The 23818-nt window shown below is 69.5% G+C and carries 32 protein-coding genes and 1 pseudogene; 23 read left to right on the top strand and 10 right to left on the bottom strand.

Going from position 1 to position 23818, the window contains the following annotated elements; genetic code table 11:
- The first annotated feature begins 115 nt into the window (after positions 1-115).
- The 16 genes from rpsP (at position 116) to ACFY1U_RS39915 (ending at position 12310) form a co-directional block, all read left to right on the top strand.
- Positions 116-535: a 30S ribosomal protein S16 gene (rpsP, locus tag ACFY1U_RS39990; RefSeq protein WP_099931567.1), complete on the top strand. Its 420-nt coding sequence runs from the start codon at positions 116-118 to the stop codon at positions 533-535.
- A 2-nt stretch (positions 536-537) separates the two neighbouring features.
- Positions 538-777: an RNA-binding protein gene (locus ACFY1U_RS39985; protein ID WP_003973401.1), complete on the top strand. Its 240-nt coding sequence runs from the start codon at positions 538-540 to the stop codon at positions 775-777.
- Between the two features lie 94 nt (positions 778-871).
- Positions 872-1438, top strand: a complete 567-nt coding sequence (gene rimM, locus ACFY1U_RS39980; protein WP_390698961.1) for a ribosome maturation factor RimM — start codon at positions 872-874, stop codon at positions 1436-1438.
- Positions 1439-1441: 3 nt separating this feature from the next.
- Positions 1442-2275 (top strand): tRNA (guanosine(37)-N1)-methyltransferase TrmD, encoded by an 834-nt coding sequence (gene trmD / locus ACFY1U_RS39975; RefSeq protein WP_390698960.1) that lies wholly within the window; start codon positions 1442-1444, stop codon positions 2273-2275.
- Between the two features lie 134 nt (positions 2276-2409).
- Positions 2410-2760 carry a 50S ribosomal protein L19 gene (gene rplS, locus ACFY1U_RS39970; protein ID WP_030866123.1) on the top strand — a complete coding sequence of 117 codons (351 nt, stop codon included), beginning with the start codon at positions 2410-2412 and terminating at the stop codon, positions 2758-2760.
- A 45-nt stretch (positions 2761-2805) separates the two neighbouring features.
- Positions 2806-3534 carry a signal peptidase I gene (lepB, locus tag ACFY1U_RS39965; protein WP_390698959.1) on the top strand — a complete coding sequence of 243 codons (729 nt, stop codon included), beginning with the start codon at positions 2806-2808 and terminating at the stop codon, positions 3532-3534.
- A complete protein-coding gene (lepB, locus tag ACFY1U_RS39960; RefSeq protein ID WP_390698958.1) occupies positions 3527-4639 on the top strand; it encodes a signal peptidase I in 1113 nt (370 codons plus the stop codon). Before lepB (ACFY1U_RS39965) ends, lepB (ACFY1U_RS39960) begins: the two co-directional genes overlap by 8 nt.
- Complete coding sequence (gene lepB / locus ACFY1U_RS39955; RefSeq protein WP_390698957.1) at positions 4527-5534, top strand: signal peptidase I; 1008 nt, start codon at positions 4527-4529, stop codon at positions 5532-5534. Before lepB (ACFY1U_RS39960) ends, lepB (ACFY1U_RS39955) begins: the two co-directional genes overlap by 113 nt.
- 91 nt (positions 5535-5625) lie before the next feature.
- The gene (gene lepB, locus ACFY1U_RS39950; RefSeq protein ID WP_390698956.1) at positions 5626-6402 is read left to right on the top strand and encodes a signal peptidase I; all 777 of its coding nucleotides are present in this window, start codon (positions 5626-5628) and stop codon (positions 6400-6402) included.
- Positions 6392-6925, top strand: a complete 534-nt coding sequence (locus tag ACFY1U_RS39945) for an NUDIX hydrolase (RefSeq protein WP_390698955.1) — start codon at positions 6392-6394, stop codon at positions 6923-6925. The genes lepB (ACFY1U_RS39950) and ACFY1U_RS39945 overlap by 11 nt, the downstream gene beginning before the upstream one ends.
- Before the next feature lie 56 nt (positions 6926-6981).
- Positions 6982-7290: a DUF2469 domain-containing protein gene (locus tag ACFY1U_RS39940; protein WP_003965949.1), complete on the top strand. Its 309-nt coding sequence runs from the start codon at positions 6982-6984 to the stop codon at positions 7288-7290.
- A gap of 87 nt (positions 7291-7377) precedes the next feature.
- Positions 7378-7782, top strand: coding sequence for a YraN family protein (locus ACFY1U_RS39935; RefSeq protein WP_390698954.1), 405 nt, complete (start codon positions 7378-7380; stop codon positions 7780-7782).
- Positions 7782-9407, top strand: a complete 1626-nt coding sequence (locus ACFY1U_RS39930; protein WP_390698953.1) for a YifB family Mg chelatase-like AAA ATPase — start codon at positions 7782-7784, stop codon at positions 9405-9407. Before ACFY1U_RS39935 ends, ACFY1U_RS39930 begins: the two co-directional genes overlap by 1 nt.
- Entirely contained in the window at positions 9404-10564 is a 1161-nt protein-coding gene (gene dprA, locus ACFY1U_RS39925) for a DNA-processing protein DprA (protein ID WP_390698952.1), read from the top strand. The genes ACFY1U_RS39930 and dprA overlap by 4 nt, the downstream gene beginning before the upstream one ends.
- Before the next feature lie 271 nt (positions 10565-10835).
- Entirely contained in the window at positions 10836-11678 is an 843-nt protein-coding gene (whiG, locus tag ACFY1U_RS39920; RefSeq protein WP_390667746.1) for an RNA polymerase sigma factor WhiG, read from the top strand.
- Between the two features lie 74 nt (positions 11679-11752).
- Positions 11753-12310 carry a TetR/AcrR family transcriptional regulator gene (locus ACFY1U_RS39915; RefSeq protein ID WP_115905632.1) on the top strand — a complete coding sequence of 186 codons (558 nt, stop codon included), beginning with the start codon at positions 11753-11755 and terminating at the stop codon, positions 12308-12310.
- Positions 12311-12373: 63 nt separating this feature from the next.
- On the opposite strand, the gene ACFY1U_RS39910 is transcribed toward ACFY1U_RS39915, so the two are convergent.
- Positions 12374-12946, bottom strand: coding sequence for a M23 family metallopeptidase (locus tag ACFY1U_RS39910; RefSeq protein ID WP_390698951.1), 573 nt, complete (start codon positions 12944-12946; stop codon positions 12374-12376).
- Between the two features lie 272 nt (positions 12947-13218).
- Between ACFY1U_RS39910 and rpsB the strand changes: the two genes are divergently transcribed.
- The 6 genes from rpsB to ACFY1U_RS39880 all read left to right on the top strand — a co-directional run bounded on the left by rpsB (position 13219) and on the right by ACFY1U_RS39880 (position 18469).
- Complete coding sequence (rpsB, locus tag ACFY1U_RS39905) at positions 13219-14103, top strand: 30S ribosomal protein S2 (protein ID WP_390698950.1); 885 nt, start codon at positions 13219-13221, stop codon at positions 14101-14103.
- Between the two features lie 156 nt (positions 14104-14259).
- Entirely contained in the window at positions 14260-15096 is an 837-nt protein-coding gene (gene tsf, locus ACFY1U_RS39900) for a translation elongation factor Ts (protein WP_390698949.1), read from the top strand.
- 185 nt (positions 15097-15281) lie between these two features.
- Positions 15282-16043 (top strand): UMP kinase, encoded by a 762-nt coding sequence (pyrH, locus tag ACFY1U_RS39895; protein ID WP_390698948.1) that lies wholly within the window; start codon positions 15282-15284, stop codon positions 16041-16043.
- A 147-nt stretch (positions 16044-16190) separates the two neighbouring features.
- Positions 16191-16748 carry a ribosome recycling factor gene (gene frr / locus ACFY1U_RS39890; RefSeq protein WP_365831963.1) on the top strand — a complete coding sequence of 186 codons (558 nt, stop codon included), beginning with the start codon at positions 16191-16193 and terminating at the stop codon, positions 16746-16748.
- Entirely contained in the window at positions 16748-17884 is a 1137-nt protein-coding gene (locus ACFY1U_RS39885; protein ID WP_390698947.1) for a phosphatidate cytidylyltransferase, read from the top strand. The genes frr and ACFY1U_RS39885 overlap by 1 nt, the downstream gene beginning before the upstream one ends.
- Before the next feature lie 135 nt (positions 17885-18019).
- Positions 18020-18469, top strand: a complete 450-nt coding sequence (locus ACFY1U_RS39880; RefSeq protein ID WP_390698946.1) for an SRPBCC family protein — start codon at positions 18020-18022, stop codon at positions 18467-18469.
- Between the two features lie 292 nt (positions 18470-18761).
- On the opposite strand, the gene ACFY1U_RS39875 is transcribed toward ACFY1U_RS39880, so the two are convergent.
- Positions 18762-19073 (bottom strand): hypothetical protein, encoded by a 312-nt coding sequence (locus ACFY1U_RS39875; RefSeq protein WP_390698945.1) that lies wholly within the window; start codon positions 19071-19073, stop codon positions 18762-18764.
- Positions 19074-19441: 368 nt separating this feature from the next.
- Here ACFY1U_RS39875 and ACFY1U_RS39870 point away from each other — a divergent pair, with 368 nt between their 5' ends.
- A complete protein-coding gene (locus ACFY1U_RS39870; protein WP_390698944.1) occupies positions 19442-19672 on the top strand; it encodes a hypothetical protein in 231 nt (76 codons plus the stop codon).
- 113 nt (positions 19673-19785) lie between these two features.
- Here the strand turns inward: ACFY1U_RS39870 and ACFY1U_RS39865 are convergent, their stop codons facing one another.
- The 8 genes and pseudogenes from ACFY1U_RS39865 to ACFY1U_RS39830 all read right to left on the bottom strand — a co-directional run.
- The gene (locus ACFY1U_RS39865) at positions 19786-21012 is read right to left on the bottom strand and encodes a tyrosine-type recombinase/integrase (protein ID WP_390698943.1); all 1227 of its coding nucleotides are present in this window, start codon (positions 21010-21012) and stop codon (positions 19786-19788) included.
- Positions 21012-21209, bottom strand: a complete 198-nt coding sequence (locus tag ACFY1U_RS39860; protein ID WP_390698942.1) for a helix-turn-helix transcriptional regulator — start codon at positions 21207-21209, stop codon at positions 21012-21014. The genes ACFY1U_RS39865 and ACFY1U_RS39860 overlap by 1 nt, the downstream gene beginning before the upstream one ends.
- Before the next feature lie 2 nt (positions 21210-21211).
- On the bottom strand, positions 21212-22594 hold the full coding sequence (repSA, locus tag ACFY1U_RS39855) for a replication initiator protein RepSA (RefSeq protein WP_390698941.1): 1383 nt from the start codon (positions 22592-22594) through the stop codon (positions 21212-21214).
- The gene (locus tag ACFY1U_RS39850) at positions 22594-22800 is read right to left on the bottom strand and encodes a hypothetical protein (RefSeq protein WP_390698940.1); all 207 of its coding nucleotides are present in this window, start codon (positions 22798-22800) and stop codon (positions 22594-22596) included. Before ACFY1U_RS39850 ends, repSA begins: the two co-directional genes overlap by 1 nt.
- Before the next feature lie 88 nt (positions 22801-22888).
- Positions 22889-23209 carry a SpdD-like protein gene (locus tag ACFY1U_RS39845; protein ID WP_390698939.1) on the bottom strand — a complete coding sequence of 107 codons (321 nt, stop codon included), beginning with the start codon at positions 23207-23209 and terminating at the stop codon, positions 22889-22891.
- A gap of 24 nt (positions 23210-23233) precedes the next feature.
- On the bottom strand, positions 23234-23389 hold the full coding sequence (locus ACFY1U_RS39840; protein WP_390698938.1) for a hypothetical protein: 156 nt from the start codon (positions 23387-23389) through the stop codon (positions 23234-23236).
- Between the two features lie 3 nt (positions 23390-23392).
- Positions 23393-23602: a mobile element transfer protein gene (locus ACFY1U_RS39835; protein WP_390698937.1), complete on the bottom strand. Its 210-nt coding sequence runs from the start codon at positions 23600-23602 to the stop codon at positions 23393-23395.
- A 20-nt stretch (positions 23603-23622) separates the two neighbouring features.
- Positions 23623-23818, bottom strand: a pseudogene (locus tag ACFY1U_RS39830) (hypothetical protein); the annotation flags it as partial.

Below are 23818 nucleotides of genomic sequence, written 5' to 3'. Positions count from 1 at the left end.
CGCACAGGAACCCTCTCGCCTCCGGCTGACGCGTCCATCGGGCACTCGGGTACCGCAACCCCACGCGGCAATCTCGCCGTGCCCAACCACGTCAAATCCAGGAGAACCCACTCCCGTGGCAGTCAAGATCAAGCTGAAGCGTCTGGGCAAGATCCGTTCGCCTCACTACCGCATCGTCGTCGCCGACTCCCGCACCCGTCGTGACGGCCGTGCGATCGAGGAGATCGGTCTGTACCACCCGGTGCAGAACCCCTCGCGCATCGAGGTCGACTCGGAGCGCGCGCAGTACTGGCTGGGTGTCGGCGCGCAGCCGACCGAGCCCGTTCTCGCCATCCTGAAGCTGACCGGCGACTGGCAGAAGTTCAAGGGCCTGCCGGCCCCGGCTCCGCTGCTCGTGGCCGAGCCGAAGGCTGCTCGCCCGGTGTTCGACGCCCTCGGTGGCGACGACGAGGGCAAGGGTGAGGCCATCACCCAGAAGAAGAAGGCTGAGAAGAAGGACGAGGCTGCCGCCGAGTCCGCGTCCACCGAGGCCTGAGCATGCTCGAGGAGGCTCTCGAGCACCTCGTGAAGGGCATCGTCGACAACCCTGACGATGTGCAGGTCGCCTCGCGCAACCTGCGCCGCGGCCGTGTGCTCGAGGTCCGGGTCCACCCCGACGACCTCGGCAAGGTGATCGGCCGCAACGGCCGCACCGCGCGCGCTCTGCGTACCGTCGTGGGCGCCATCGGCGGCCGCGGTGTCCGCGTCGACCTCGTCGACGTGGACCACGTCCGCTGACGCCAAACGCAACACCGGCTCGGGCCGGGGAGGGCCACTGCGCCGTCCCCGGCCCGTAGTCGTTACCAGTCGTTACGACAGGAGATCCTGGGAAGTGCAGCTCGTAGTCGCACGGATCGGCCGTGCCCACGGCATCAAGGGCGAGGTCACCGTCGAGGTCCGTACCGACGAGCCCGAACTGCGGCTCGCACCCGGCGCCGTACTGGCCACCGACCCCGCCTCGGCGGGTCCGCTCACCATCGAGACGGGCCGCGTCCACAGCGGCCGCCTGCTCCTGCGCTTCGAGGGCGTGCGCGACCGCAACGCGGCCGAGGCACTGCGCAACACCCTCCTGATCGCCGAGGTGGACCCGGAGGTGCTCCCCGAGGAGGAGGACGAGTACTACGACCACCAGCTGATGGACCTGGACGTGGTCACCAAGGACGGCGCCGAGGTCGGCCGTATCACCGAGATCTCGCACCTGCCCTCCCAGGACCTGTTCATCGTGGAGCGCCCGGACGGCAGCGAGGTACTGATCCCCTTCGTCGAGGAGATCGTCACGGAGATCGACCTCGAGGAGCAGAAAGCGGTCATCGACCCGCCGCCCGGCCTGATCGACGACCAGGCTGCCCGCGACGAAGTCGCTGATGGACGCAGTGTGCCCGCGCGGGAAGAGTCGTAAGACATGCGCCTCGACGTCGTCACGATCTTCCCCGAGTACCTGGACCCCCTGAACGTCTCTCTCGTCGGCAAGGCACGCGCGCGTGGCCAGCTGAACGTCCATGTGCACGATCTGCGCGACTGGACCTACGACCGCCACAACACCGTCGACGACACCCCCTACGGCGGCGGCCCGGGCATGGTCATGAAGACCGACCCCTGGGGCGACGCCCTGGACTCCGCCCTCGCCGACGGCTACGAAACCGGCTCGCACGCGCCCGCGCTGATCGTCCCCACCCCGAGCGGCCGCCCCTTCACCCAGGAACTCGCCGTCGAACTCTCCGAGCGCCCCTGGCTGATCTTCACGCCCGCGCGCTACGAGGGCATCGACCGCCGGGTGATCGACGAGTACGCCACCCGGATGCCGGTCCACGAGGTGTCCATCGGCGACTACGTCCTCGCCGGCGGCGAGGCGGCCGTCCTGGTGATCACGGAGGCCGTGGCCCGCCTGCTGCCCGGGGTCCTCGGCAACGCCGAGTCCCACCGCGACGACTCCTTCGCCCCCGGCGCCATGGCCAACCTCCTGGAAGGCCCCGTCTACACCAAGCCGCCCGAGTGGCGCGGCCGCGGCATCCCCGACGTGCTGCTCAGCGGCCACCACGGCAAGATCGCCCGCTGGCGCCGCGACGAGGCCCTCAGGCGTACGACGGCCAACCGGCCCGATCTGATCGAGCGCTGCGACCCCAAGGCCTTCGACAAGAAGGACCGCGAGATGCTCTCCATCCTGGGCTGGGCCCCGGACCCCGAGGGGGAGCCGTACGGCCGATTTTGGCGCAGGACCGAGGGCGTGGAAGAATAGACCGCTGTTGTGCGTCGTCCGGCGTGCGCCCCTGCCACAGGGGGACACGACGCCCGCCCCGACACGGACAGCATCCTCTTGGAAAACCTAGTTCCCGCCTATGACCTGTGGCATGGGCGAAGAAAGCAGACGAAATGTCTCACCTGCTCGACTCCGTCGACAGCGCGTCGCTGCGCAGCGACGTCCCGGCCTTCCGCCCGGGTGACACCGTCAACGTCCACGTCCGCGTCATCGAGGGCAACCGCTCCCGTGTGCAGCAGTTCAAGGGCGTTGTGATCCGCCGCCAGGGCGCCGGTGTCCGCGAGACCTTCACGGTCCGCAAGGTCTCCTTCTCCGTCGGCGTCGAGCGCACCTTCCCGGTGCACACCCCGATCGTCGAGAAGATCGAGCTCGTCACCCGCGGTGACGTGCGTCGCGCCAAGCTGTACTACCTGCGCGAGCTGCGCGGTAAGGCCGCGAAGATCAAGGAGAAGCGCGACAGCTGAGCTCGCGCAGGCGTTCTTGCGGAGGCCGGATAGCATCTGGCCTCGATGGACACCGAAGCACAGCCGACGGAGCGCGACCGCTCCTCCCGCCCTGCCGTATCCGACGAGAGCTCCCAGGAGACTTCGGACACAGCAGGACCGGAGGGACGGTCGCGTTTCTCGTTGGTGTCGCGGGTCGCCGACTGGCTGCCCGGTGGGCGGATCAGCCTGACGCTCCTCGTCTGCCTGGTGTTTTTGCTGCTCCTCAACACTTTCGTGGTCCAACCATTCCAGATTCCCAGCGGATCCATGGAAAACGGATTGAGGATCGGCGACCGCGTTCTCGTAAATAAGTTGGCGTACCGTTTCGGTGCCGAGCCGCGGCGCGGCGATGTCGTCGTGTTCGACGGCACCGGGTACTTCGGGAACGCCGACTACATCAAACGCGTCGTGGGCGTAGGGGGAGACCACGTGGTCTGCTGCGACAAGGAGGGGAGGATCGAGGTGAACGGCCGGTCGGTCGACGAGTCGACGTTCCTCCACCCCGGTGACAGCCCCTCCACGGTTCCCTTCACCGTCGTCGTGCCCGACGGCACCCTCTTCGTCCTTGGCGACCACCGCAGCGACTCCAGCGACTCCCGCGACCACCTGGGCTCACCCGGCGGCGGCATGATCCCCGTCTCGGACGTCATCGGACGCGCCGACTGGATCGTCTGGCCCACCGCCCACTGGACCCGCCTGCAGCGTCCCGGCGCCTACGCGCGCGTGCCCGCCGCGGACGGTGCGCATGGGTAACCGTGGCAAACCGCGCGGTGCCGCGAGCGGCCCGGCCGACGGTCTGCTGCCCACCGGCTCCCGCCGCGCCTCCGGCCCGGTGGCCGGGGGCGGCGGCCGCACCCGCGCCGAACGGCGCAAGCTGCAGCGCAAGGTCAAACGAAAGCGCCGGCGCAGCGCGGTCAAGGAGATACCCCTCCTCGTCGGCGTCGCGGTCCTCATAGCACTGGTCCTGAAGACGTTCCTCGTCCAGGCGTTCGTGATCCCGTCCGGCTCCATGGAGCAGACGATCCGGATCGGCGACCGTGTCCTCGTCGACAAGTTCACCCCGTGGTTCGGCTCGAAGCCCAAGCGCGGGGACGTCGTCGTGTTCAAGGACCCGGGCGGCTGGCTCGCGGGCGAGCAGACCACGGCCAAGAAGAGCGACCCCGTCGTCGTCAAGCAGGTCAAGGAGGGACTCACCTTCATCGGCCTGCTGCCGTCCGACAACGAGAAGGACCTCATCAAGCGGGTCATCGGCGTCGGCGGCGACCACGTCAAGTGCTGTGACACACAGGGGCGGGTGACCGTCAACGGCGTTCCCCTGACCGAGGGCGACTATCTGTATCCCGGAAACGCCCCCTCCACACAGCCGTTCGACATCACCGTCCCCAAGGGACGGTTGTGGGTGATGGGCGACCACCGGGGCAACTCCGCGGACTCCCGCGCGCATCAGAACACGCCCTACGGCGGCACGGTCTCCGAGGATTCCGTGGTGGGACGGGCGATGGTGATCGCCTGGCCGTTCGGGCACTGGACTTCCTTGAAAGAACCTAAAACTTTCTCCTCCGTCTCCAACTCCGTGTCGGGGACGACCGCGTCCCCGCGGCTGTCGCATAGGGTTGCTCCTGACTATTTCAACGGAACGGTCCAGCTCCCGACCCCTGCGGAACTCCCGCTCGTTATGGGAGTAGTGGGCCTGCACCGCGTCTGGGGCAGGCAGCGGCACAGAGTAAGGAGTTGGCGTGGGGGATGTGGCGGTTGGCGCACGATCCGGACACGACGGCGAGGAGCACCGCGGACAGCCCGGCCAAGGGGTTTCCGCAGCTGTCCCGGCCGCGGACGGCGCCGTGACCTCCGGGAGTGACTCCGGGGCGACCGACGACGGCACCGCGCCGGGCGAGCGGAACCGGACCGAGGAAAAGGGGTCGGACGGTTCACCCCCCAAGTCCAAGAAGCAACGCTCCTTCTTGAAGGAGCTGCCCATCCTGATCGGCATCGCGCTCGTGCTGGCGCTGCTGATCAAGACGTTCCTGGTGCAGGCGTTCTCGATCCCTTCGGACTCGATGCAGAACACCCTTCAGCAGGGCGACCGGGTACTGGTCGACAAACTCACCCCCTGGTTCGGCTCGAAGCCGGAGCGCGGCGAGGTCGTCGTCTTCCACGACCCGGACAACTGGCTGGCGGGCGAGCCCACGGCCAATCCGAACCCGCTGCAGAAGGCCCTCAGCTGGATCGGCCTGATGCCGTCCGCCGAGGAGAAGGACCTCATCAAGCGCGTCATCGGCGTCGGCGGCGACACCGTCTCCTGCAAGGGCTCCGGCCCGCTCAGGGTCAACGGCAAGGCGCTCAACGACGTGTCGTTCGTGTACGCGGGCAACACCCCGTGCAGCGTCGACGACCAGGGCGGCCAGTTCACGGTGAAGGTCCCCAAGGGCTACATCTGGGTCATGGGCGACCACCGTCAGAACTCGCGGGACTCGCGCTACAACCAGAGCGACAAGCACAACGGCATGGTTCCGGTGAGCAAGGTCGTCGGACGCGCCATCGTCATCGCCTGGCCCATCACCCGCTGGGACACCCTCCCGATCCCGGACACCTTCGACCAGCCGGGACTGAACGACCAGTCCTCGGCGTCCGCCGCCCTGACGGGCGCTCCGAACGCGCTCGCCCTGACCGGGGTGGTGCCGGTGGCCCTGTGGCGTCGTAGGAAGATCGCGGCGGTCGAGACCCGCACAGCGAGTGCGGAGCACTCCGCCTGACCGTGCCTTGGTGAAGCCCTGGTGCAGCTGTGACCTCGGTCTGCCATGAGGGGCTGACCGGGTCAGGTACTGCCGGGTAGGGTGCGGACCCATGGGTGGCGAGAGCACTACGCGTACGGCCCCGCGCAGCGGTGGCAAGAGCACGGGCCCGGTGGGCAGCAGGACCGGACAGCGACTGTCCGGACTGGCGGTGGCACTGGGCATTGTGCTGTTCCTCGGCGGATTCGGCTGGGCAGCGGTGGTGTACCGGCCGTACACCGTGCCGACCACCTCGATGACGCCGACGATCGACGCCGGCGACCGGGTCCTGGCCCAGCGCGTCGACGGCAGTGAGATCCACCGGGGCGACGTCGTCGTCTTCAACGACAAGTCCTGGGTGACCAACGCCTCCGTGGTCAAGCGCGTGGTCGCGGTCGGCGGTGACACGGTCTCCTGCTGCACCAACGGCAAGCTGACCGTCAACGGCAAGCAGATCGACGAGGGCTATCTCAAGGGCAGCGTCGTCGAGGACAAGAACATCCCCACCGTGAAGGTCCCCCAGGGCCGCCTGTTCCTGCTCGGCGACGAGCGCCAGGGGTCGCTGGACTCCTCCGCCCACCTCAGTGACGCCGCCCAGGGCACCGTCGCGCGCTCCGCCGTGACGGCCCGCGTGGACGCCGTCGTCTGGCCCATGAAGGGCATGCTGCAACGCCCCACCGGCTTCGAGACCCTCGGTGTGCTCTCCCAGCCGGGCCCGCTGCGGATCATCGTCGCCCTGATCGTGGCCGGAGCCGTCCTCGTCCTCGGCGGCGGCGCGTACGGCCCCATCGCCAAGCGGATGGGCGGGCGCCGCGCCCGGGCGCGGACGGAGCCCGTGGGTGCACGCTGAGACTGCCGACGGGTACGAGGACTCCTACCGGGGCGGGCTGCGCAAGGTGGCCCGGGTGGTTCTGCTCGACCCCGAGGACCGCATCCTGCTCCTGCACGGCCATGAGCCGGACGATCCGGCCGACGACTGGTGGTTCACGCCCGGCGGCGGACTGGAGGGCGAGGAGAGTCGTGAGGAGGCCGCCCTCAGGGAACTCGCCGAGGAGACCGGCATCACCGATGTCGAACTCGGCCCGGTGCTGTGGCGGCGGATGTGCTCCTTCCCGTTCGCGGGCCGCCGCTGGGACCAGGACGAGTGGTACTACCTGGCCCGTACGACGGACACGTCCAGGGTGGTGCCCGGGGCCACGGGCCTCACGGAACTGGAGCGGCGCAGCGTCGCCGGAGCACGCTGGTGGACGTGTCGGGAACTTGCCCGGGCGCATGAGACCGTGTATCCGACCAGACTCGCCGAGCTGCTCCGCAGACTGCTCGACGAAGGTCCCCCGGCCGGGCCCGTGACCCTTGACCCCGAAATCGTCTAGGGGCTGACGGGACTGGCGCACAATGGTGGGATCGCACGGCTGAAGGGGAAGCTGCCATGAGCGCCGAGGACCTCGAGAAGTACGAGACCGAGATGGAGCTGAAGCTCTACCGGGAGTACCGCGATGTCGTCGGTCTGTTCAAATACGTGATCGAGACCGAGCGGCGCTTCTACCTGACCAACGACTACGAGATGCAGGTGCACTCGGTCCAGGGCGAGGTGTTCTTCGAAGTGTCGATGGCGGACGCCTGGGTCTGGGACATGTACCGGCCGGCTCGGTTCGTGAAGCAGGTGCGGGTACTCACGTTCAAGGACGTGAACATCGAGGAGCTGAACAAGAGCGATCTCGAGCTGCCGGGCGGCTGACGGCGACGGTAGGTCGCTCGTGCGGGTGACGAGTTTGTCCACAACCGCCGAGTAGTCCACCAAGATCCACTTGGTGGGAGCGGATGCGTGACGGTTGGCGCCGGAGGTGGTGCCGACATGAGGACACGCAACGCACAACGCAGTGCCATGGGCAGGTACGGCGAGGATCTGGCCGCGCGGCGGCTGACGGACGCCGGCATGACGGTCCTGGAGCGCAACTGGCGCTCCGGCAGGACGGGTGAGATCGACATCGTGGCCCGGGACGGCGACGTCCTGGTGGTCTGCGAGGTGAAGACCCGCAGGGCGGGCATCTTCCAGCACCCGATGGCCGCGGTCACGCCGACCAAGGCGCAGCGCCTGCGCGGTCTGGCGGAACGCTGGGCGCAGCAACACGGCGGGGCCCCGCCGGGCGGCGTCCGTATCGACCTGGTGGGCGTCGTGCTCCCCGACCGCGGCGCACCCGTGGTCGAACACGCGCGGGGGGTGGCCTGATGGGGTTCGCGCGTACGTGCTCGGTGGCGCTCGTCGGCGTCGAGGGCGTGGTGGTCGAGGTCCAGGCGGATCTGGAGCCGGGGGTGGCGGCGTTCACTCTGGTGGGGCTGCCGGACAAGAGTCTGAGCGAGAGCCGGGACCGGGTGCGGGCGGCGGTCGTCAACTCGGGCGGCGAGTGGCCGCAGAAGAAGCTGACGGTGGGGCTGAGCCCGGCCTCGGTGCCGAAGGCCGGCAGCGGCTTCGACCTGGCCGTCGCCTGCGCAGTCCTCGGCGCCTGCGAGCGCATCGACCCGCGGGTGCTGGCTGACATCGTCATGGTCGGGGAGCTGGGCCTGGACGGCCGCGTCCGCCCCGTGCGGGGCATTCTGCCGGCGGTGCTGGCCGCGGCGGACGCGGGCTACGAGCAGGTGGTCGTGCCCGAGTGCGCGGCCGCCGAGGCCTCGCTGGTGCCCGGTGTCTCCGTCCTGGGGGTGCGCAGCCTGCGCCAGCTGATCGCGGTCCTGGCGGACGAGCCGGTACCCGAGGAGGAACCGGACGAGCAGGGCCGTCCCGACCCACTGCTGGCCGGCCTGCGGGTGCCCGGTACGGGCGCGGCCACGGGGATGCACAGCCTGGGCGCCGCCCAGCACGACCAGGGTCATGACCTCGCCGACGTGGTGGGCCAGATCTCCGCGCGGACGGCGGTGGAGGTCGCCGCGGCGGGAGGCCACCACCTGTTCCTGGAGGGCCCGCCCGGCGCCGGGAAGACCATGCTCGCCGAGCGGCTCCCTGCGATCCTCCCGCTGCTCAGCCGACAGGAGTCGCTGGAGGTCACGGCGGTGCACTCGGTGGCGGGGCTGCTGCCCCCGGGCAAACCCCTGATCGATGTCGCTCCGTACTGCGCCCCGCACCATTCGGCCACCATGCAGGCGCTCGTGGGCGGCGGCCCGAGCATCGCGCGGCCCGGCGCGGTCTCGCTCTCCCACCGGGGCGTCCTCTTCCTCGACGAGACGCCCGAGTTCAGCAGCCACGCCCTCGACGCGCTGCGGCAGCCCCTGGAGGCGGGGCACGTGGTGATCGCACGCAGCGCGGGTGTCGTGCGGTTCCCGGCGAAATTCCTGATGGTGCTCGCGGCGAACCCCTGCCCCTGCGGCCGCTTCTCGCAGCTGGACGACTTCTGCGAGTGCCCGCCCTCGGCGATCCGCCGCTACCAGGCGCGGCTGTCCGGCCCGCTGCTCGACCGGGTCGACCTGCGGGTCGAGGTCGACCGGGTCACCCGCGGCCAGCTGACCCAGCGGGGCGCCGGGGGCGAGTCCACCACGATCGTCGCCGACCGGGTACGGGCGGCCAGGGAGCGGGCGGGGGCGCGGCTCGCGGGCACGCCGTGGCGGACCAACAGCGAGGTCCCCGGGCGGGAGCTGCGCAGCCGCTGGCACGCCGCGGCCGGGGCGATGGACGAGGCGGAACGGAATCTGGAGCGGGGCGTGCTGACCGCCCGCGGGCTCGACCGCGTGCTGCGTGTCGCCTGGACCGTCGCGGACCTCGTCGGCCACGACCGGCCCGACGCGACGGACGTCGCCTTGGCGCTGCAACTGCGAACCGGCGTGCCGCGGGGTGTGCCCATGGCCATCGGGGCGCTGACATGAGCCTCGGTGACGACCCGGCCGGCGAGCTGTTCGCCCGTGTCTTTCTCAGCCGTGTTCTCGAACCGGGCGACGAAGTCGGCGGGCGGTGGCTGCGGGAGCTCGGCGCGGTGGAAGTGGTGCGACGGCTGCGCGAGGGCGGGCCGCAGCTCGTCGGGGTCACCGACAAGCGGTGGGCCGGGCTGCTGGACCGGGCCGGGCAGGCCGAGCCCGAGCGGGATCTCGCCGCCGCCCAGGAGGCCGATATGCGGTTCGTGATGCCCGGGGACGGCGAATGGCCCGGGCAGCTCGACGACCTGGGGGACGCGCGGCCGGTGGGGCTGTGGGTGCGGGGGCGGCCCAGTCTGCGGATGTGGGCGCTCAGATCCGTCGCCGTCGTCGGGGCACGGGCGTGCACCGAGTACGGGGCGCACATGGCGGCCACGCTCGGCGCCGGGCTCGCCGAGCACGGGTGGGTGGTGGTGTCAGGCGGTGCCTACGGGGTCGACGGCGCCGCACACAGGGGCGCGCTCGGCGCCGGGGGTGCCACCGTCGCCGTGCTGGCCTGCGGGGCCGACCGGGCCTACCCGCGCGGACACACCGAGTTGCTCGGCAGGATCGCGGAACAGGGACTGGTGATCGGGGAGTTGCCGCCCGGCGATCATCCGACGCCGAGCAGGTTCATCGTCCGCAACCGGGTGATCGCCGCCCTGACCAGGGGCACCGTGGTCGTCGAGGCCGCGCACCGCAGCGGCTCACTGGTCACGGCGCGGGCCGCGCAGCGGATGGGGCGCCACACGATGGGCGTGCCCGGGCCGGCCACCAGCGGTCTGTCCGCCGGAGTGCACGAGCTCCTGCGGGGCGACGCCGTGCTCGTCACCGACGCGGCGGAAGTCGTCGAGCTGGTCGGAGACATGGGCGAACTGGCCCCGGACCGGCGCGGACCGGTGCTGCCCCGCGATCTGCTGGAGCCCGCCGCCCGCCGGGTCCTGGCAGCGTTGCCCGGACGCGGGGCGGCGCCGCCCGGTGACATCGCGCGGGGTGCGCAGACCACGCAGGACGACGCGATCGCGAGACTGTACGAACTCCGATCACTCGGTTACGTCGAACGACACGGCGACGGCTGGAAGTTGACACGCCAGGCGATGATCTCCGTCCGCGGGGGTCGCAGTCCCTGCTGACCGAGCGTGTTCGGCCGTCCGGGGGAAGCCTGACACCTGTGCAAATGCGCGTAGTTGGCGTCCCCCGGCGGTCACGCACAGCGATCGCCGTGACTCTGTGGGGCGTCCTGCGGAACGTATCTGCGCACCCGATCCGCGCCGGTCTTCGCGCACCGCGACACTTCAGTCACGCTACGCTCACGAGGATTCCGGCACAGACCGGCATCTCGACACCAGACCGACAGCTCCCCCAGGCACCCCCACTTCACTGCAGAACGGCACAAGGCGACGAATGCCCCAGCACACCTCCGGGTCCGACCGGGCGGCGATCCCCCCAGCCGCCCGTGACGGTGGCAGCGTGCGGCCGCCCGCTCCCTCGACGCTCGACGAGCTGTGGCGGTCGTACAAGGACACGGGCGACGAGCGGCTGCGGGAGCAGCTGATCCTGCACTACTCGCCGCTGGTGAAATACGTGGCGGGCCGGGTGAGCGTCGGTCTGCCACCGAACGTGGAGCAGGCCGACTTCGTCTCCTCCGGGGTGTTCGGGCTCATCGACGCGATCGAGAAGTTCGACATCGACCGGGAGATCAAGTTCGAGACGTACGCGATCACCCGCATCCGGGGCGCGATGATCGACGAGCTGAGGGCGCTGGACTGGATCCCGCGGTCGGTGCGGCAGAAGGCGCGGAACGTGGAGCGGGCGTACGCGACCCTGGAGGCGCGTCTGAGGCGGACACCGTCGGAGGGCGAGGTGGCCGTGGAGATGGGCATCCCCGTCGATGAACTCCACGCCGTGTTCAGCCAGTTGTCCCTGGCCAACGTGGTGGCCCTGGAAGAGCTGCTGCATGTGGGGGGTGAGGGCGGCGACCGGCTCAGTCTCATGGACACGCTGGAGGACACCGCCGCCGACAACCCCGTGGAGGTGGCCGAGGACCGGGAGCTCAGGCGGTTCCTGGCCCGGGCGATCAACACCCTGCCCGAGCGGGAGAAGACCGTCGTCACGCTGTACTACTACGAGGGCCTCACGCTCGCCGAGATCGGGAACGTGCTCGGCGTGACCGAGAGCCGGGTGAGTCAGATCCACACCAAGTCGGTGCTGCAGCTGCGGGCGAAGCTGGCGAGCTTCGGACGCTGAGCGGCCCGACTCACTCCCGTCGGGGGTGGTCCGTCCGTAAAGTGGTTGACGTGCCAAGGATTCGAGCGGCCTCCGTGGCCGAACACCGGTCGATGCAGCGAGCCGCCCTGCTGGACGCGGCCCGGTCTCTGCTGTCCGAGGGTGGGACGGAGGCGCTGACGTTCCCGGCCCTCGCCGAGCGGACGGGGCTCGCGCGGTCGTCCGTGTACGAGTACTTCCGCTCCCGGGCGGCCGTCGTCGAGGAACTGTGCGCGGTCGACTTCCCGGTGTGGGCCGCGGAGGTCTCGGCGGCGATGGAGCGGGCGGGGTCGGCCGAAGGCAAGGTCGAGGCATATGTGCGGCAGCAGTTGGTGCTGGTCGGGGACCGGCGGCACCGGGCTGTCGTGGCGATCTCCGCGAGTGAGCTGGATGCGGGGGCCCGGGAGAAGATCCGGGCCGCGCACGGGGGGCTGGTCGCGATGATCGTCGAGGCGCTCGGGGAGATGGGGCATTCCTCGCCCCGGTTGGCCGCGATGCTGGTGCAGGGGGTTGTGGACGCGGCTGTGCGGCGGATCGAGCTGGGGGCGGCGGAGGAGCCTTCGGCGATCACTGAGGCTGCGGTGGCCATGGCTTTGCGGGGCGTTCGCGGCTGACCGCCGGTGGGGCTGCCGTCGGGAGCCGCCCCGGACGGCACGACTGCCCGCAGGCCACGGCGGCTACGAGGGCAGCGGTACCCCGAGTACCGGCAGCAGCCTGGAGGGGCCCCGGTGCAGCAGCCACGGTGGGAGCAGGGACAGCGGATCCACGTAGGTGTCGCCGCTGAGCAAGCCCCAGTGCACGCACGTGACCGGGCAGTGGCCGGATCCCGGTTCCACCGTGCCCACCACCTCGCCCGGCGTCACCTCGTCGCCCTTCTGCACCGACGCCCTCACCGGTTCGTATGTCGTTCGCAGGTTCGTGGCCGTCAGCTGTACGGAGATCACGCCGCGGCCCGCCACTCGGCCCGCGAAGGAGACGCGGCCGGCTGCCACCGCTCTCACCGGCGTTCCGGCCGGGGCTGCCAGGTCCACGCCCCGGTGGCCACGGCCGTAGACCGTCGCCGGCGGTTCCCAGCCTCGCAGGACGGTGGGACGGGTTCCCACCGGCCAGGCGCGGCCGACGGCGGGGACCGGTGGGTCCGGGGCCGGGGCCGGCGGCGGCTCGTCCGCCCAGGCCCAGGGGGACAGGGCGGTCAACGCCAGTCCCAGCAGTGCCGCCCACGTCATCTGCACGTATCGCCTCGCTCGCATGCGAGAAGCCTCCCGCGCCGCCCCGGATCATGGCCGGGAGCTGTGGACTACTCCCCGGTTGTGGACAGCGGCGTCACCCGGTGCCTCGCGGGTCCCGTACACTTCTTCTGGCGATCCGGGTCACCGGGTCGACTTCGCACGCCCCGACACCAGGCCGTCAAACGGTCGGTGTCAGCGCCTCTCGGTCCTCAGCGGCAAGGCGCGTCGCGGGCGTCAGGCGCGGGAGCCGTCCGGTCCCCGCGGCACAACCGAGAAACTCAAGGAGAACGGCCATGGCCGTCGTCACGATGCGGGAGCTGCTGGAGAGCGGCGTCCACTTCGGTCACCAGACCCGTCGCTGGAACCCGAAGATGAAGCGCTTCATCTTCACCGAGCGCAACGGCATCTACATCATCGACCTGCTCCAGTCGCTGTCGTACATCGACCGCGCCTACGAGTTCGTCAAGGAGACCGTCGCCCACGGCGGCACGGTCATGTTCGTCGGCACGAAGAAGCAGGCGCAGGAGGCCATCGCCGAGCAGGCCACCCGCGTCGGCATGCCCTACGTCAACCAGCGCTGGCTGGGCGGCATGCTCACCAACTTCTCCACCGTCTACAAGCGTCTGCAGCGCCTCAAGGAGCTCGAGCAGATCGACTTCGAGGACGTCGCCGCCTCGGGTCTGACCAAGAAGGAGCTTCTCGTGCTCTCGCGCGAGAAGGCCAAGCTGGAGAAGACCCTCGGTGGTATCCGCGAGATGCAGAAGGTGCCCAGCGCCGTCTGGATCGTGGACACCAAGAAGGAGCACATCGCGGTCGGTGAGGCCCGGAAGCTCAACATCCCGGTCGTCGCGATCCTCGACACCAACTGCGACCCGGACGAGGTCGACTACAAGATTCCGGGCAACGACGACGCGATCCGCTCCGTCACCCTGCTCACCCGTGTGATCGCCGACGCGGTCGCCGAGGGCCTCATCTCCCGCTCTCGTGTCGCCACCGGCGACAAGGGCGAGAAGGCCGCCGGCGAGCCGCTCGCCGAGTGGGAGCGCGACCTGCTCGAGGGCGAGAAGAAGGCCGACTCCGAGGAAGCCGCCGAGAAGCCGGCCGAGGCCGCTGCTGAGGCCCCCGCGGCTGAGGCTCCGGCCGCCGAGGCTCCGGCCGCGGACGCCGAGCAGGCCTGACCCGTCAGCGTCTTCAGTTGACGGCGGGGGCGGTGTGAAATCCGCCCCCGCCGTTCACCCGTAGGTCGGCGGAGAGTCAGCGGCCCCCGGCTACATGGGGGCCGTAGACCCCGTAGATCTTCGATCTTCCAGACTTCGAGAAAGATTCACAGACTCATGGCGAACTACACCGCCGCCGACGTCAAGAAGCTTCGTGAGCTCACCGGCGCCGGCATGATGGACTGCAAGAAGGCGCTGGACGAGGCCGAGGGCAACGTCGACAAGGCCGTCGAGGCGCTCCGTATCAAGGGCCAGAAGGGCGTCGCCAAGCGCGAGGGCCGCTCCGCCGAGAACGGCGCCGTGGTCTCCCTCATCGCCGACGACAACACCTCCGGTGTCCTGGTCGAGCTGAAGTGCGAGACGGACTTCGTCGCCAAGGGCGAGAAGTTCCAGGCCGTCGCGAACGCGATCGCCGAGCACGTCGCCAAGACCTCCCCGGCCGACCTCGAGGCCCTGCTCGCCTCCGAGATCGAGGCCGGCAAGACCGTCCAGGCGTTCGTGGACGAGGCCAACGCCAACCTCGGCGAGAAGATCGTCCTGGACCGCTTCGCGCAGTTCGCCGACGGTTTCGTCTTCTCCTACATGCACCGCACCATGCCCGACCTGCCCCCGCAGATCGGTGTCCTGGTCGAGCTGGACAAGGCCGACGCCGAGCTGGCCAAGGGCGTCGCCCAGCACATCGCCGCCTTCGCGCCGAAGTACCTCTCCAAGGAGGACGTGCCGGCCGAGGTCATCGAGTCCGAGCGCCGTGTCGCCGAGGAGACCACCCGCGCCGAGGGCAAGCCCGAGGCCGCCCTGCCGAAGATCGTCGAGGGTCGCCTCAACGGCTTCTTCAAGGACGCCACGCTGCTCGGCCAGCCGTACGCGCTCGACAACAAGAAGTCCGTCCAGAAGGTCCTGGACGAGGCCGGTGTCACCCTGAAGCGCTTCACGCGCATCAAGGTCGGCATCTGAGTCCGTGCCGCGACCGGCGTCTCGGCCCGATAGGGTCGAGTGCAGCCGTCCGGCCGTCCGGCACGCACGCGCGTGACGGACGACAGCAGATCTGACGAGGAGGCCATTGCCGAGCATGGGATGCCAACACCCCAGCGGCAATGGCCTTCTTCGTATGTGCAACACGTGAAAGAGGCGGGATCTCCATGACCACCACCAAGCCCCAGAAGAGCGACGACGGCAAAGTACGCGGCCGGTTTCTGCTGAAGCTGTCCGGTGAGGCCTTCTCCGGTGGCGGGGGCCTGGGAGTGGACCCCGACGTGGTGCACAAGATCGCCCGCGAGATCGCGGCCGTCGTGCGGGACGGGGCGCAGGTCGCGGTCGTCATCGGTGGCGGCAACTTCTTCCGCGGCGCGGAGCTCCAGCAGCGCGGCATGGACCGGGCCCGCTCCGACTACATGGGCATGCTCGGCACCGTGATGAACTGCCTCGCCCTCCAGGACTTCCTGGAGAAGGAGGGCATCGACTCGCGGGTGCAGACCGCCATCACCATGGGCCAGGTCGCCGAGCCGTACATCCCGCTGCGCGCGGTGCGCCACCTGGAGAAGGGCCGGGTCGTCATCTTCGGCGCCGGTATGGGCATGCCGTACTTCTCCACCGACACCACCGCCGCCCAGCGCGCCCTGGAGATCGACGCCGAGGCGCTGCTGATGGGCAAGAACGGCGTGGACGGGGTGTACGACTCCGACCCGAAGACCAACCCCGACGCGGTCAAGTTCGACGCCCTGGGCTACGGCGAGGTCATCACCCGCGACCTCAAGGTCGCCGACGCCACCGCGATCACGCTGTGCCGCGACAACAAGCTCCCGATCCTCGTCTTCGAGCTCCTCGCGGAGGGCAATATCGCCCGCGCCGTCAAGGGTGAGAAGATCGGCACGCTTGTGGGTGACCACGGCAGCCGGGACTGACCAGCAACACCCATGGACCCTGACCGGGGGATGGACAATGTCCTGCCGGTCGGGAACCGTGCAGGAAGAAGACGCGACGCAGCCGGCCGCCGCCCCCACGCCTATGGAACAGCAGCCGGGCCTACTCAAGACACGCAGGAGCAAGTGGTGATCGAAGAGACCCTCCTCGAGGCCGAGGAGAAGATGGAGAAGGCCGTCGTGGTCGCCAAGGAGGACTTCGCCGCGATCCGCACCGGTCGTGCGCACCCGGCGATGTTCAACAAGATCGTGGCCGACTACTACGGCGCGCCGACGCCGATCAACCAGCTGGCTTCGTTCTCCGTGCCGGAGCCGCGCATGGCGGTAGTGACCCCGTTCGACAAGACGGCGCTGCGCAACATCGAGCAGGCGATCCGCGACTCCGACCTGGGCGTCAACCCGAGCAACGACGGCAACATCATCCGGGTGGTGTTCCCGGAGCTCACCGAGGAGCGCCGTCGCGACTACATCAAGGTCGCCAAGGGCAAGGCCGAGGACGCGCGCGTGTCCATCCGCTCCGTGCGCCGCAAGGCCAAGGACGCCATCGACAAGCTGATCAAGGACGGCGAGGTCGGCGAGGACGAGGGCCGCCGCGCCGAGAAGGAACTCGACGACGCCACCCACAAGTACGTGGCCCAGGTGGACGAGCTCCTGAAGCACAAGGAAGCGGAGCTGCTCGAGGTCTGATGAACGACTCTTCCTGGGGATCGCCGCCCCACACCGGGTCGCAGGCGGGGTACTGGGGGCCGTCCGACCAGGGACCTGTCCAGGGGGCTGCCCCGGCGGGTCCCGCGTACGATGCGCCCAAGGCGCAGCAGACTCGCCCCATGCCCATCGTGCCCGAGGTACCCGCGTACGGCGGTGACCAGGATGACGACCGGGGGGCCGCTCGGCTGAGCGGCCCCTTGTTCCGCGACGAACCCCCTCAGTCGCCGCCCTACCCGGCGGCGCAGCAGAATCCGGAGCCCATGCCCGACGCCCCGCAGCCGGCGCCCCGCCCGCAGAAGAAGAGCGCGGGCCGCGACCTGGGCGCGGCCATAGGAGTCGGTGTCGCGCTCGGTGTGGTGATCATCGCGTCGCTGTTCATCGTCAAGGCGGTGTTCGTCGGTGTGGTCGCGGTCGCGGTCGTGGTCGGCCTGTGGGAGCTGACCAGCCGTCTCCAGGAGCGCAAGGGCATCAAGGCGCCCCTGGTCCCGCTGGCACTCGGCGGCGGAGCGATGGTCGTCGCCGGCTATGTGCGGGGCGCGGAGGGCGCATGGGTCGCCATGGCACTCACGGCGCTCGCCGTCCTCGTATGGCGCATGACGGAGCCGCCGGAGGGCTACCTCAAGGACGTCACGGCGGGCGTCTTCGCAGCCTTCTACGTGCCCTTCCTGGCGACGTTCGTGGCCATGATGCTGACGGCCCAGGACGGCCCCTGGCGTGTGTTGACCTTCCTGCTCCTCACCGTGGTCAGTGACACGGGCGCGTACGCCGTCGGCTGGCGCTTCGGCAGCCACAAGCTCGCCCCGCGCATCAGCCCCGGCAAGACCCGCGAGGGCCTGCTCGGCGCGGTCACGTTCGCGATGGTGGCGGGCGCGCTGTGTATGCAGTTCCTGATCGACGACGGCGCCTGGTGGCAGGGCCTGATCCTCGGCCTCGCGGTCGCGGCCAGCGCCACGCTGGGCGACCTCGGCGAGTCGATGATCAAGCGGGACCTGGGCATCAAGGACATGGGCACGCTGCTGCCGGGGCACGGCGGCATCATGGACCGGCTGGACTCGCTGCTGCCGACGGCGCCGGTGGTGTGGCTGCTGATGGTGCTGTTCGTGGGATCCGGCTGACCGGGCGTGACGCGTGGAGCCCCTGCCCTTCCGAGGGCGGGGGCTCCATGCTTTCCGGACGATGGCGGACCGGTCGGCCGAGTGGGACGATTCCGATATAAGCCCTCAAAGGGGATCTCCCGAAGAGGAGGCGCCATGTCCGCCATCCATGAAGAGTTCGACGTGGACCGCCGTCCCGAGGATGTCTGGGCGTACATGATCGATCCCTCGCACCTGCCGGAGTGGCAACTGAGCGCGGTCGCCACCGAACAGCTCGACGACCGCCCCTTCGGCCTCGGATCCCGGGTCCGCGTCACCCGGCACGTCGGCCGCCGCGACATCCCGATGACCATGGAGTGCACCCAGTACGAACCGCAGCGCTCCTGGACCGTGCGCGGGATCGACGGCCCGGTCAGGGGCAACTTCCACGGCGAGATCACACCCCTCGACGACGGCCGCCGTGCCCACGTCACCATGGACATGGACTTCGAGGGACACGGCATCGGCAGGGTCCTGCTCCCCCTGCTCGTCCGCCCGCAGGTCCGCAAGGAGATGCCGCGCAACGAACAGCTGCTCAAGGACAAGCTGGAACACACCACTGCCTAGGCAGCCCTCGTAGTCGTCGCAGGTCGCAGGCCACCTGGAGGCCTCACCTTCACCCGCATTCATGGTGGAGCGGGCCACACCGCGGATCTGCGACACTGGTACAGCCATGCCTAAGCCCGGAGAACTCGTTTTCCCATCGCACCGAGTTGGCCGTTGACCAGGTCTTACCCTCGTCTGGGTTGCAGCTCCTGGTACGCCCGGGCCGTGCCCGGGCCGTGCGTGCGGGAAGCCTGAAGGCCCTCCCCATGAAGTCCCCATGGTGACTTCCGGAGAGGGCCTTCAGGGTGTTGGCTCAGGCGCGGCGGCGATGCCGCAGCATCCAGAAGCACATGGCTGGCAGCGCGGCCGCAAGGGCGAGTAGCACTGTCTGTACCTGCCATGGCATTCCGGCGCCGATGGACTCCAGCGCCTTGGCCATCGTGTACGGGCCGATCACGGTTCCGCCGATGCTGGAGGTGAACTCGATGGTCGCCAGCATTCGCCCTGCTTGCTTCCCAGGCACGGAAGCCGTGGCGGTGGGGCCGTCCGGAGTGGTCGTGATCTTTACGAAAGCTGCCGAGGTCGGTTCTGGTTCCGACTTCTTGCCGCCGTTGGGGGTACCCATAGGGGCCCCTTTCTGGCCCGTCCTCTGTGACTAGGCACTCTGCCTAGGTCGGGACGGGCTCCCGCAGGCGCGTGGTCATGACTTCACCTCCTCGCTGTCGCCTGTCTCTCCGTCAGTGCCGCAACTGCCGCTCGATGAAGAGCGGACTTTGGCCGGCGCTATGCAGGTGACCTTGCACTCCCGCCGTTTCGTTTCTCTTTCAACATCTCCCCTCCTTTCGTCTCCTGCTCGTCGGCGCCGGTTGGGCCGACGGGGGTACCCTAGCACCAAACTGGTGTGTTTTTGCACCAGTCATGGCATCATGAGGTGCGCGAAGGGTTGGGAAAGTAAGATCAGATGCAAATCAGAAGAAGTAGGAGGGTGTCCGCATGGCTTCAGCAGGAAGCGAGCAGTCGGCGAGTGAGCGTTTCTCGGTGACCTTTGTGCCTCCGGCGGCTCAGGCCGTTAGAGAACTGATGGAGGCCACAGGACTGAACAAGGCCGATGTGATCAATCGGGCGGTTCAGATCTATGCCTTCCTCGAAGACAGCCGGAGGAAGGGAAACGACCTGCTTCTGCGAGGCCCAGATGGAGAGACCGAGCGTGTTCACATCGTGTAGCGGCCGGTTGGTTGGATGCCCGGCTGGTCTGGGCTGTGGTTTGACGAATGGGCGGCGCCCCGTGTGGGGGGCGTCGCCCATTCGTCAAACCACAGCCGTCACAACGGGGTTCCCTAGCGCCGGAAGACCGTGTCGATAGCGCGTTTGGTGCGTTCCTTGCTCGTGGGCATGAGGTGCGCGTACACGCGCAGTGTCAGGGCTGGGTCGGTGTGCCCCAGGTACTGGCTGACGGCCTTGACGCTCTCCCCGGCGTCCAGCAGAACGGACGCGTAGAAGTGCCTCAGCGCATGCATGCCGTGCTCGCGCGCCGATTCGTACTTGCCGTCCGGCCCGGCGTCCGGGATGAGGCCAGCGACGGCGAGCGCGGGCTTCCACTCCTGGATGTTGAAGTTGCTGCGCCACACGACCCCGCTTGCAGTGTTCGTGAACAGCAGTCGGGTCGTCACCTTGGGGCCGTCCGGCTTCCGCCACGGCAGCGTGATCTCAACCGGCTTGAAGGCGTCCATGTGGACACGCAAGGCTTCAGCAACCGACGACGGCAGCGGTACGTCCCGTTCCTTGTTGCACTTCGGCGGGGCGAACACGGCCTTACCTCGGATGAGCTTCACCTGCCGGACCACTCGCAGAATGCCACCCTCGAAGTCGATAGCGTCCTCAGCCAGGCCCACGATCTCTCCTTGCCGGAGTCCACACCCCGCTCCCGTGTCCACCATGGCCCGGTATCGCTCCGGGAGCGCCGTGCGAACGGCGTGCACCTGAGTGGGCAGCCACGGCACGACGCGGCGCCGCTCGGCGGTCGGCGGGCGGACGGACTTTGCGGAGCACGGGTTACGAGGCAACAGGCCGTCGTCCACGGCCGCACTCAGCACTGCCCGAACGTCGCCGTATATGTTGCGCGCATACGCGTCGCTCACGGCAGGGTTCGCCTCCAGGGCGCTGATGAGTTCGCGGATGTGCTCGGGGCGGAAGGAGTCGAGCGGGCGCGTCCCGAGGACTGGGAACGCATGCAGGCGCAGCCGTTGTTCGGTCACGATCCTGCTGGATACGTCGGCGGTGTGGGCCTTGAGCCACCTCTCGGCGTAGCTCTTGAAGGTGGTCCGGGCCGCGCGAGGGTCGATGTACTGGCCGCGTGTCATGTCCGACGCGATGTCGATGAGCCACTGTTCGGCGAGGCGCTTCTGCCGGTCCGGGAAGCTCTTGGACTTCTCCGTACCGTCCGGGCCGATGTATCGGGCGCGGTAGCGCATGCCCGTGCCGTAACGCTCGGTCTTGACCTTGACCGTCTTGCCGTCCGGCCCAGTCTCGGTCTTGTACCACCGGTCTTGGATGTGTCCGGCCATCAGGCAGCCTCTCCCATCTGGGAGTCCACCCAGGCGCGAACGGCTTCCGGGTCGAAGCGGAGGTGCCGGCCGACGCGGAAGCCGCGGGGACCGGTGCGCTTGCGACGCCATTGGTAGACCGTCTCGACGCTGGGGAGCTTGAACATCACGACCAGGTCGTCAGGGGTCAGGAAGCCGTCCGGCAGCTCCGATGCCATGGTCACCACTCCCTCTCGTCGGCCAGCGCGCGCAGCTCCTCGCGGGCGGTTTCGCGGTTGAGCTGGAGGTTGCGGGCGATGGTGGCGGCGAGGGCGGATTCGCCGGGGGTGTGGCCGTGTCCGGCGTATTGCCAGTCGGCCAGGACGAGGACGGTGTCCGGCTCACGCTCGTCGAGGCCGAGGGCTTCGCGTTCCTGGGTGGCGCGGTAGTCGGCGCGGGCCTGGCGGAGTGTGCCGAGGGTGGTGGAGTAGCGGCGGGACTTGGAGGAGAAGTGGCCGCGGAAGCCGAGCATGTGCGCCCAGGCCCACAGGCGCCGGTTCGGGTACAGCTTGTCGAGGTCGCGGCATGCGGTGATCAGGCGGCGGGCGTGGTCGGGGACGCCGTGGCGGTCGAGTTCGGCGAGTTCGCCGATCCGGCGGTCGAGGGTTCCGGTGTTCTCCGCGGCCTTGGTGGCGTACTTGGCGACGTAGGAGGCGACGGCCTGTTCGGTCAGCTCTGAGCCGTCCCCGAAGGCCTTGACGGGCCGGACGTCGAGCTGTCGGCCCCAGCAGAAGGTGCGGGCGGGCTGGCCCCCGGCGGCCGGGACCGAGACCGACGTGTACGAGTGCCGGACGGCGGCGCGGATCGCCTTGGTGAGCAGGTTGGTGCTGGCCCAGGAGGGCGGAGGGGAGTCGGGTCCGTCCGGGCCGTCGAGGCGGATCACGGCATGGAAGTGGATCGCGCCCCGCTTCTGGAACTCCGCGACCTTGCCGTAGGAGACCCGGCAGACTTCCTTGAGTTCGCGCTGGGGCAGTCCGGCGCGGGCGGCGATCTCGCGGCGGAGCCGGTTGGTGAAGCGCATCCACAGCTCTCCGGCGTGGTTGTTGAAGAGCACGGCGGCCGCGTAGTCGTACGAGGCGGGATCGAGGGCCGTGCCGAGGGCGGGGTCATCCTCGCGGTGGCGGTGGCCGCAGCGGCAGGCGCCGTGGTCGGGCCGGTTGTGGACCGGGCCGAACGACGGGGCGGTGAAGGTGGCAAAGACCCGGGGGTGATCCCTGACGGTGGCCGGGATGTCCTTGGCCTCATCTCCGGCGAGCCCGGCTCGCATGAGGTGGTAGGTGTCTCCGGCGTAGGTCCAGGCGCAGGACGGGCAGCGAGAGGCCCGGCGGTTGCCGCAGGCCACGCGGAGGCGCCCGCCCGGCTCGCCCTCGGTGCTGTAGTGGTGCAGGGTCTGGCCGGTGGTCTTGTCTTTGTGCAGGACCCAGCCGGTCAGGTGGATGGGGTCGGCGCAGCCGCCGGTGCGCCTGATCTGGTCTTGCCAGCGGTCGAAGCCCGGAAGCCCGGCCACCCGCAGCGCGTCGCCGAGGGTGATGGGGTCCAGGCCCGCGAAGGTCGCGGTGTCCATCAGGCGGCGACCTCCACATCCGCGGCGGTCAGACGCGGACGCAGCGGCACGGTGCCGTTGCCGTGGCAGGCCGCGCAGTTGACCGCGAGGGTGGGTAGCTGGCCGGAGGCCTCGCGAGGGCCGGAGGTGACGGCGGCAGTGGCGAAGCCGTCGCAGTCCGGGCAGATCCGCGCGTTCGTGGTGGTGGCCGGGGTCGGGCCGGTCATGATGGAGGTTCCTTCCGGTTGAGAGATCGGGTAGGGACGGCGCCCGGAGCGGACGAGACTTGGCGGTTGACGCCGCTCCGGGGGCCGGTCAGCGGTGCTTCGCCTCGGAGGCGAGCAGGGAGCGCAGCACGACCGCGACCACGGCGACCGAGACGCCCGTAATGGCCACAGCAAGGAGCATCGAGACAAGGACGGCGCCGACGACCAGGACGACGGCGGTGCCGCCGCCGACGAGGGCGATCACGGTGCCGGGGGTGAGCTGGACGACCGGCCGGGATGGCGCCGGGGCCAACGGAGCGGGCGGCGGCGGGGTCTGGGTGGCCGGGACGACGGCGGTGGGCTCCACGACCGCGGGCGGGGTGGCCGTGCCGGTCGGGGTCGGCATGGTCGGGATCTTCGGGCGGAGCATCGGTGAACTCCCTTCCAGGTATGGCTACTTGACGAACGGGTTGAAGAGCGGGGCGAACAGGCTGTTGGCGGCGAGGTATCCGCCGATCAGCAGGACGATCACCAGCCAGAGGGGCGGGCGGAGGGTTTTGACGCCGACGGCGGCGAGGCAGGCGATGAAGAACCACAGCGGCACGGACACGGGTCAGCCCTTCCGGTTCTCGTACTTGCTCTTGATCTGGCAGCGGTGGCCCTTGGCCGCGATGCAGACGGCGCCGTAGCTGCTGTATTCGGCCGACCAGCCGCACTGGTCCGCGGTGCAGGAGGCGATGTAGCCCTTGTCGCCGTTCTTGTTGAGGGCGCGGCCGATCTCCACGGGGCCGTAGCGCACGAGGCGCTGGAAGAGGAATCCCATGGCTTCAAGTCCTTTCCGTGTCAGGCGAGTTGGGTGGCGATGGCGTCGGCCATGGCGGGCGGGACGCCGAGGCGGGCGCGCAGCGCATCGAGGTCGATCTCCTGGCCGGTGCGGGCGCGGTGTGTCGGCGTACAAGCGAACGTGCGCCACCTCGTACGGATGAAAGTGCACCATTTTTGATGCGGTGACGGGGCGTCGGCCGTGAGTCTGCTGCTG

The sequence above is a fragment of the Streptomyces sp. NPDC001351 genome, from assembly GCF_042896045.1.
Taxonomy (GTDB): domain Bacteria; phylum Actinomycetota; class Actinomycetes; order Streptomycetales; family Streptomycetaceae; genus Streptomyces.
The sequence above is the reverse complement of the archived record's forward strand: the minus strand, read 5'-3'. Positions and strand labels throughout refer to the sequence as shown.

Excerpts from the sequence above, each read along its gene's own strand:
- ACFY1U_RS39985 (WP_003973401.1), top strand. The coding sequence starts at position 538 with ATGCTCGAGGAGGCTCTCGAGCACCTCGTGAAGGGCATCGTCGACAAC.
- trmD (WP_390698960.1), top strand. The coding sequence starts at position 1,442 with ATGCGCCTCGACGTCGTCACGATCTTCCCCGAGTACCTGGACCCCCTG.
- rplS (WP_030866123.1), top strand. The coding sequence starts at position 2,410 with ATGTCTCACCTGCTCGACTCCGTCGACAGCGCGTCGCTGCGCAGCGAC.
- lepB (WP_390698959.1), top strand. The coding sequence starts at position 2,806 with ATGGACACCGAAGCACAGCCGACGGAGCGCGACCGCTCCTCCCGCCCT.
- lepB (WP_390698958.1), top strand. The coding sequence starts at position 3,527 with ATGGGTAACCGTGGCAAACCGCGCGGTGCCGCGAGCGGCCCGGCCGAC.
- lepB (WP_390698956.1), top strand. The coding sequence starts at position 5,626 with ATGGGTGGCGAGAGCACTACGCGTACGGCCCCGCGCAGCGGTGGCAAG.
- ACFY1U_RS39940 (WP_003965949.1), top strand. The coding sequence starts at position 6,982 with ATGAGCGCCGAGGACCTCGAGAAGTACGAGACCGAGATGGAGCTGAAG.
- ACFY1U_RS39930 (WP_390698953.1), top strand. The coding sequence starts at position 7,782 with ATGGGGTTCGCGCGTACGTGCTCGGTGGCGCTCGTCGGCGTCGAGGGC.
- dprA (WP_390698952.1), top strand. The coding sequence starts at position 9,404 with ATGAGCCTCGGTGACGACCCGGCCGGCGAGCTGTTCGCCCGTGTCTTT.
- whiG (WP_390667746.1), top strand. The coding sequence starts at position 10,836 with ATGCCCCAGCACACCTCCGGGTCCGACCGGGCGGCGATCCCCCCAGCC.
- ACFY1U_RS39910 (WP_390698951.1), bottom strand. The coding sequence starts at position 12,946 with ATGCGAGCGAGGCGATACGTGCAGATGACGTGGGCGGCACTGCTGGGA.
- rpsB (WP_390698950.1), top strand. The coding sequence starts at position 13,219 with ATGGCCGTCGTCACGATGCGGGAGCTGCTGGAGAGCGGCGTCCACTTC.
- tsf (WP_390698949.1), top strand. The coding sequence starts at position 14,260 with ATGGCGAACTACACCGCCGCCGACGTCAAGAAGCTTCGTGAGCTCACC.
- pyrH (WP_390698948.1), top strand. The coding sequence starts at position 15,282 with ATGACCACCACCAAGCCCCAGAAGAGCGACGACGGCAAAGTACGCGGC.
- ACFY1U_RS39885 (WP_390698947.1), top strand. The coding sequence starts at position 16,748 with ATGAACGACTCTTCCTGGGGATCGCCGCCCCACACCGGGTCGCAGGCG.
- ACFY1U_RS39880 (WP_390698946.1), top strand. The coding sequence starts at position 18,020 with ATGTCCGCCATCCATGAAGAGTTCGACGTGGACCGCCGTCCCGAGGAT.
- ACFY1U_RS39875 (WP_390698945.1), bottom strand. The coding sequence starts at position 19,073 with ATGGGTACCCCCAACGGCGGCAAGAAGTCGGAACCAGAACCGACCTCG.
- ACFY1U_RS39870 (WP_390698944.1), top strand. The coding sequence starts at position 19,442 with ATGGCTTCAGCAGGAAGCGAGCAGTCGGCGAGTGAGCGTTTCTCGGTG.
- ACFY1U_RS39865 (WP_390698943.1), bottom strand. The coding sequence starts at position 21,012 with ATGGCCGGACACATCCAAGACCGGTGGTACAAGACCGAGACTGGGCCG.
- ACFY1U_RS39860 (WP_390698942.1), bottom strand. The coding sequence starts at position 21,209 with ATGGCATCGGAGCTGCCGGACGGCTTCCTGACCCCTGACGACCTGGTC.
- repSA (WP_390698941.1), bottom strand. The coding sequence starts at position 22,594 with ATGGACACCGCGACCTTCGCGGGCCTGGACCCCATCACCCTCGGCGAC.
- ACFY1U_RS39850 (WP_390698940.1), bottom strand. The coding sequence starts at position 22,800 with ATGACCGGCCCGACCCCGGCCACCACCACGAACGCGCGGATCTGCCCG.
- ACFY1U_RS39845 (WP_390698939.1), bottom strand. The coding sequence starts at position 23,209 with ATGCTCCGCCCGAAGATCCCGACCATGCCGACCCCGACCGGCACGGCC.
- ACFY1U_RS39835 (WP_390698937.1), bottom strand. The coding sequence starts at position 23,602 with ATGGGATTCCTCTTCCAGCGCCTCGTGCGCTACGGCCCCGTGGAGATC.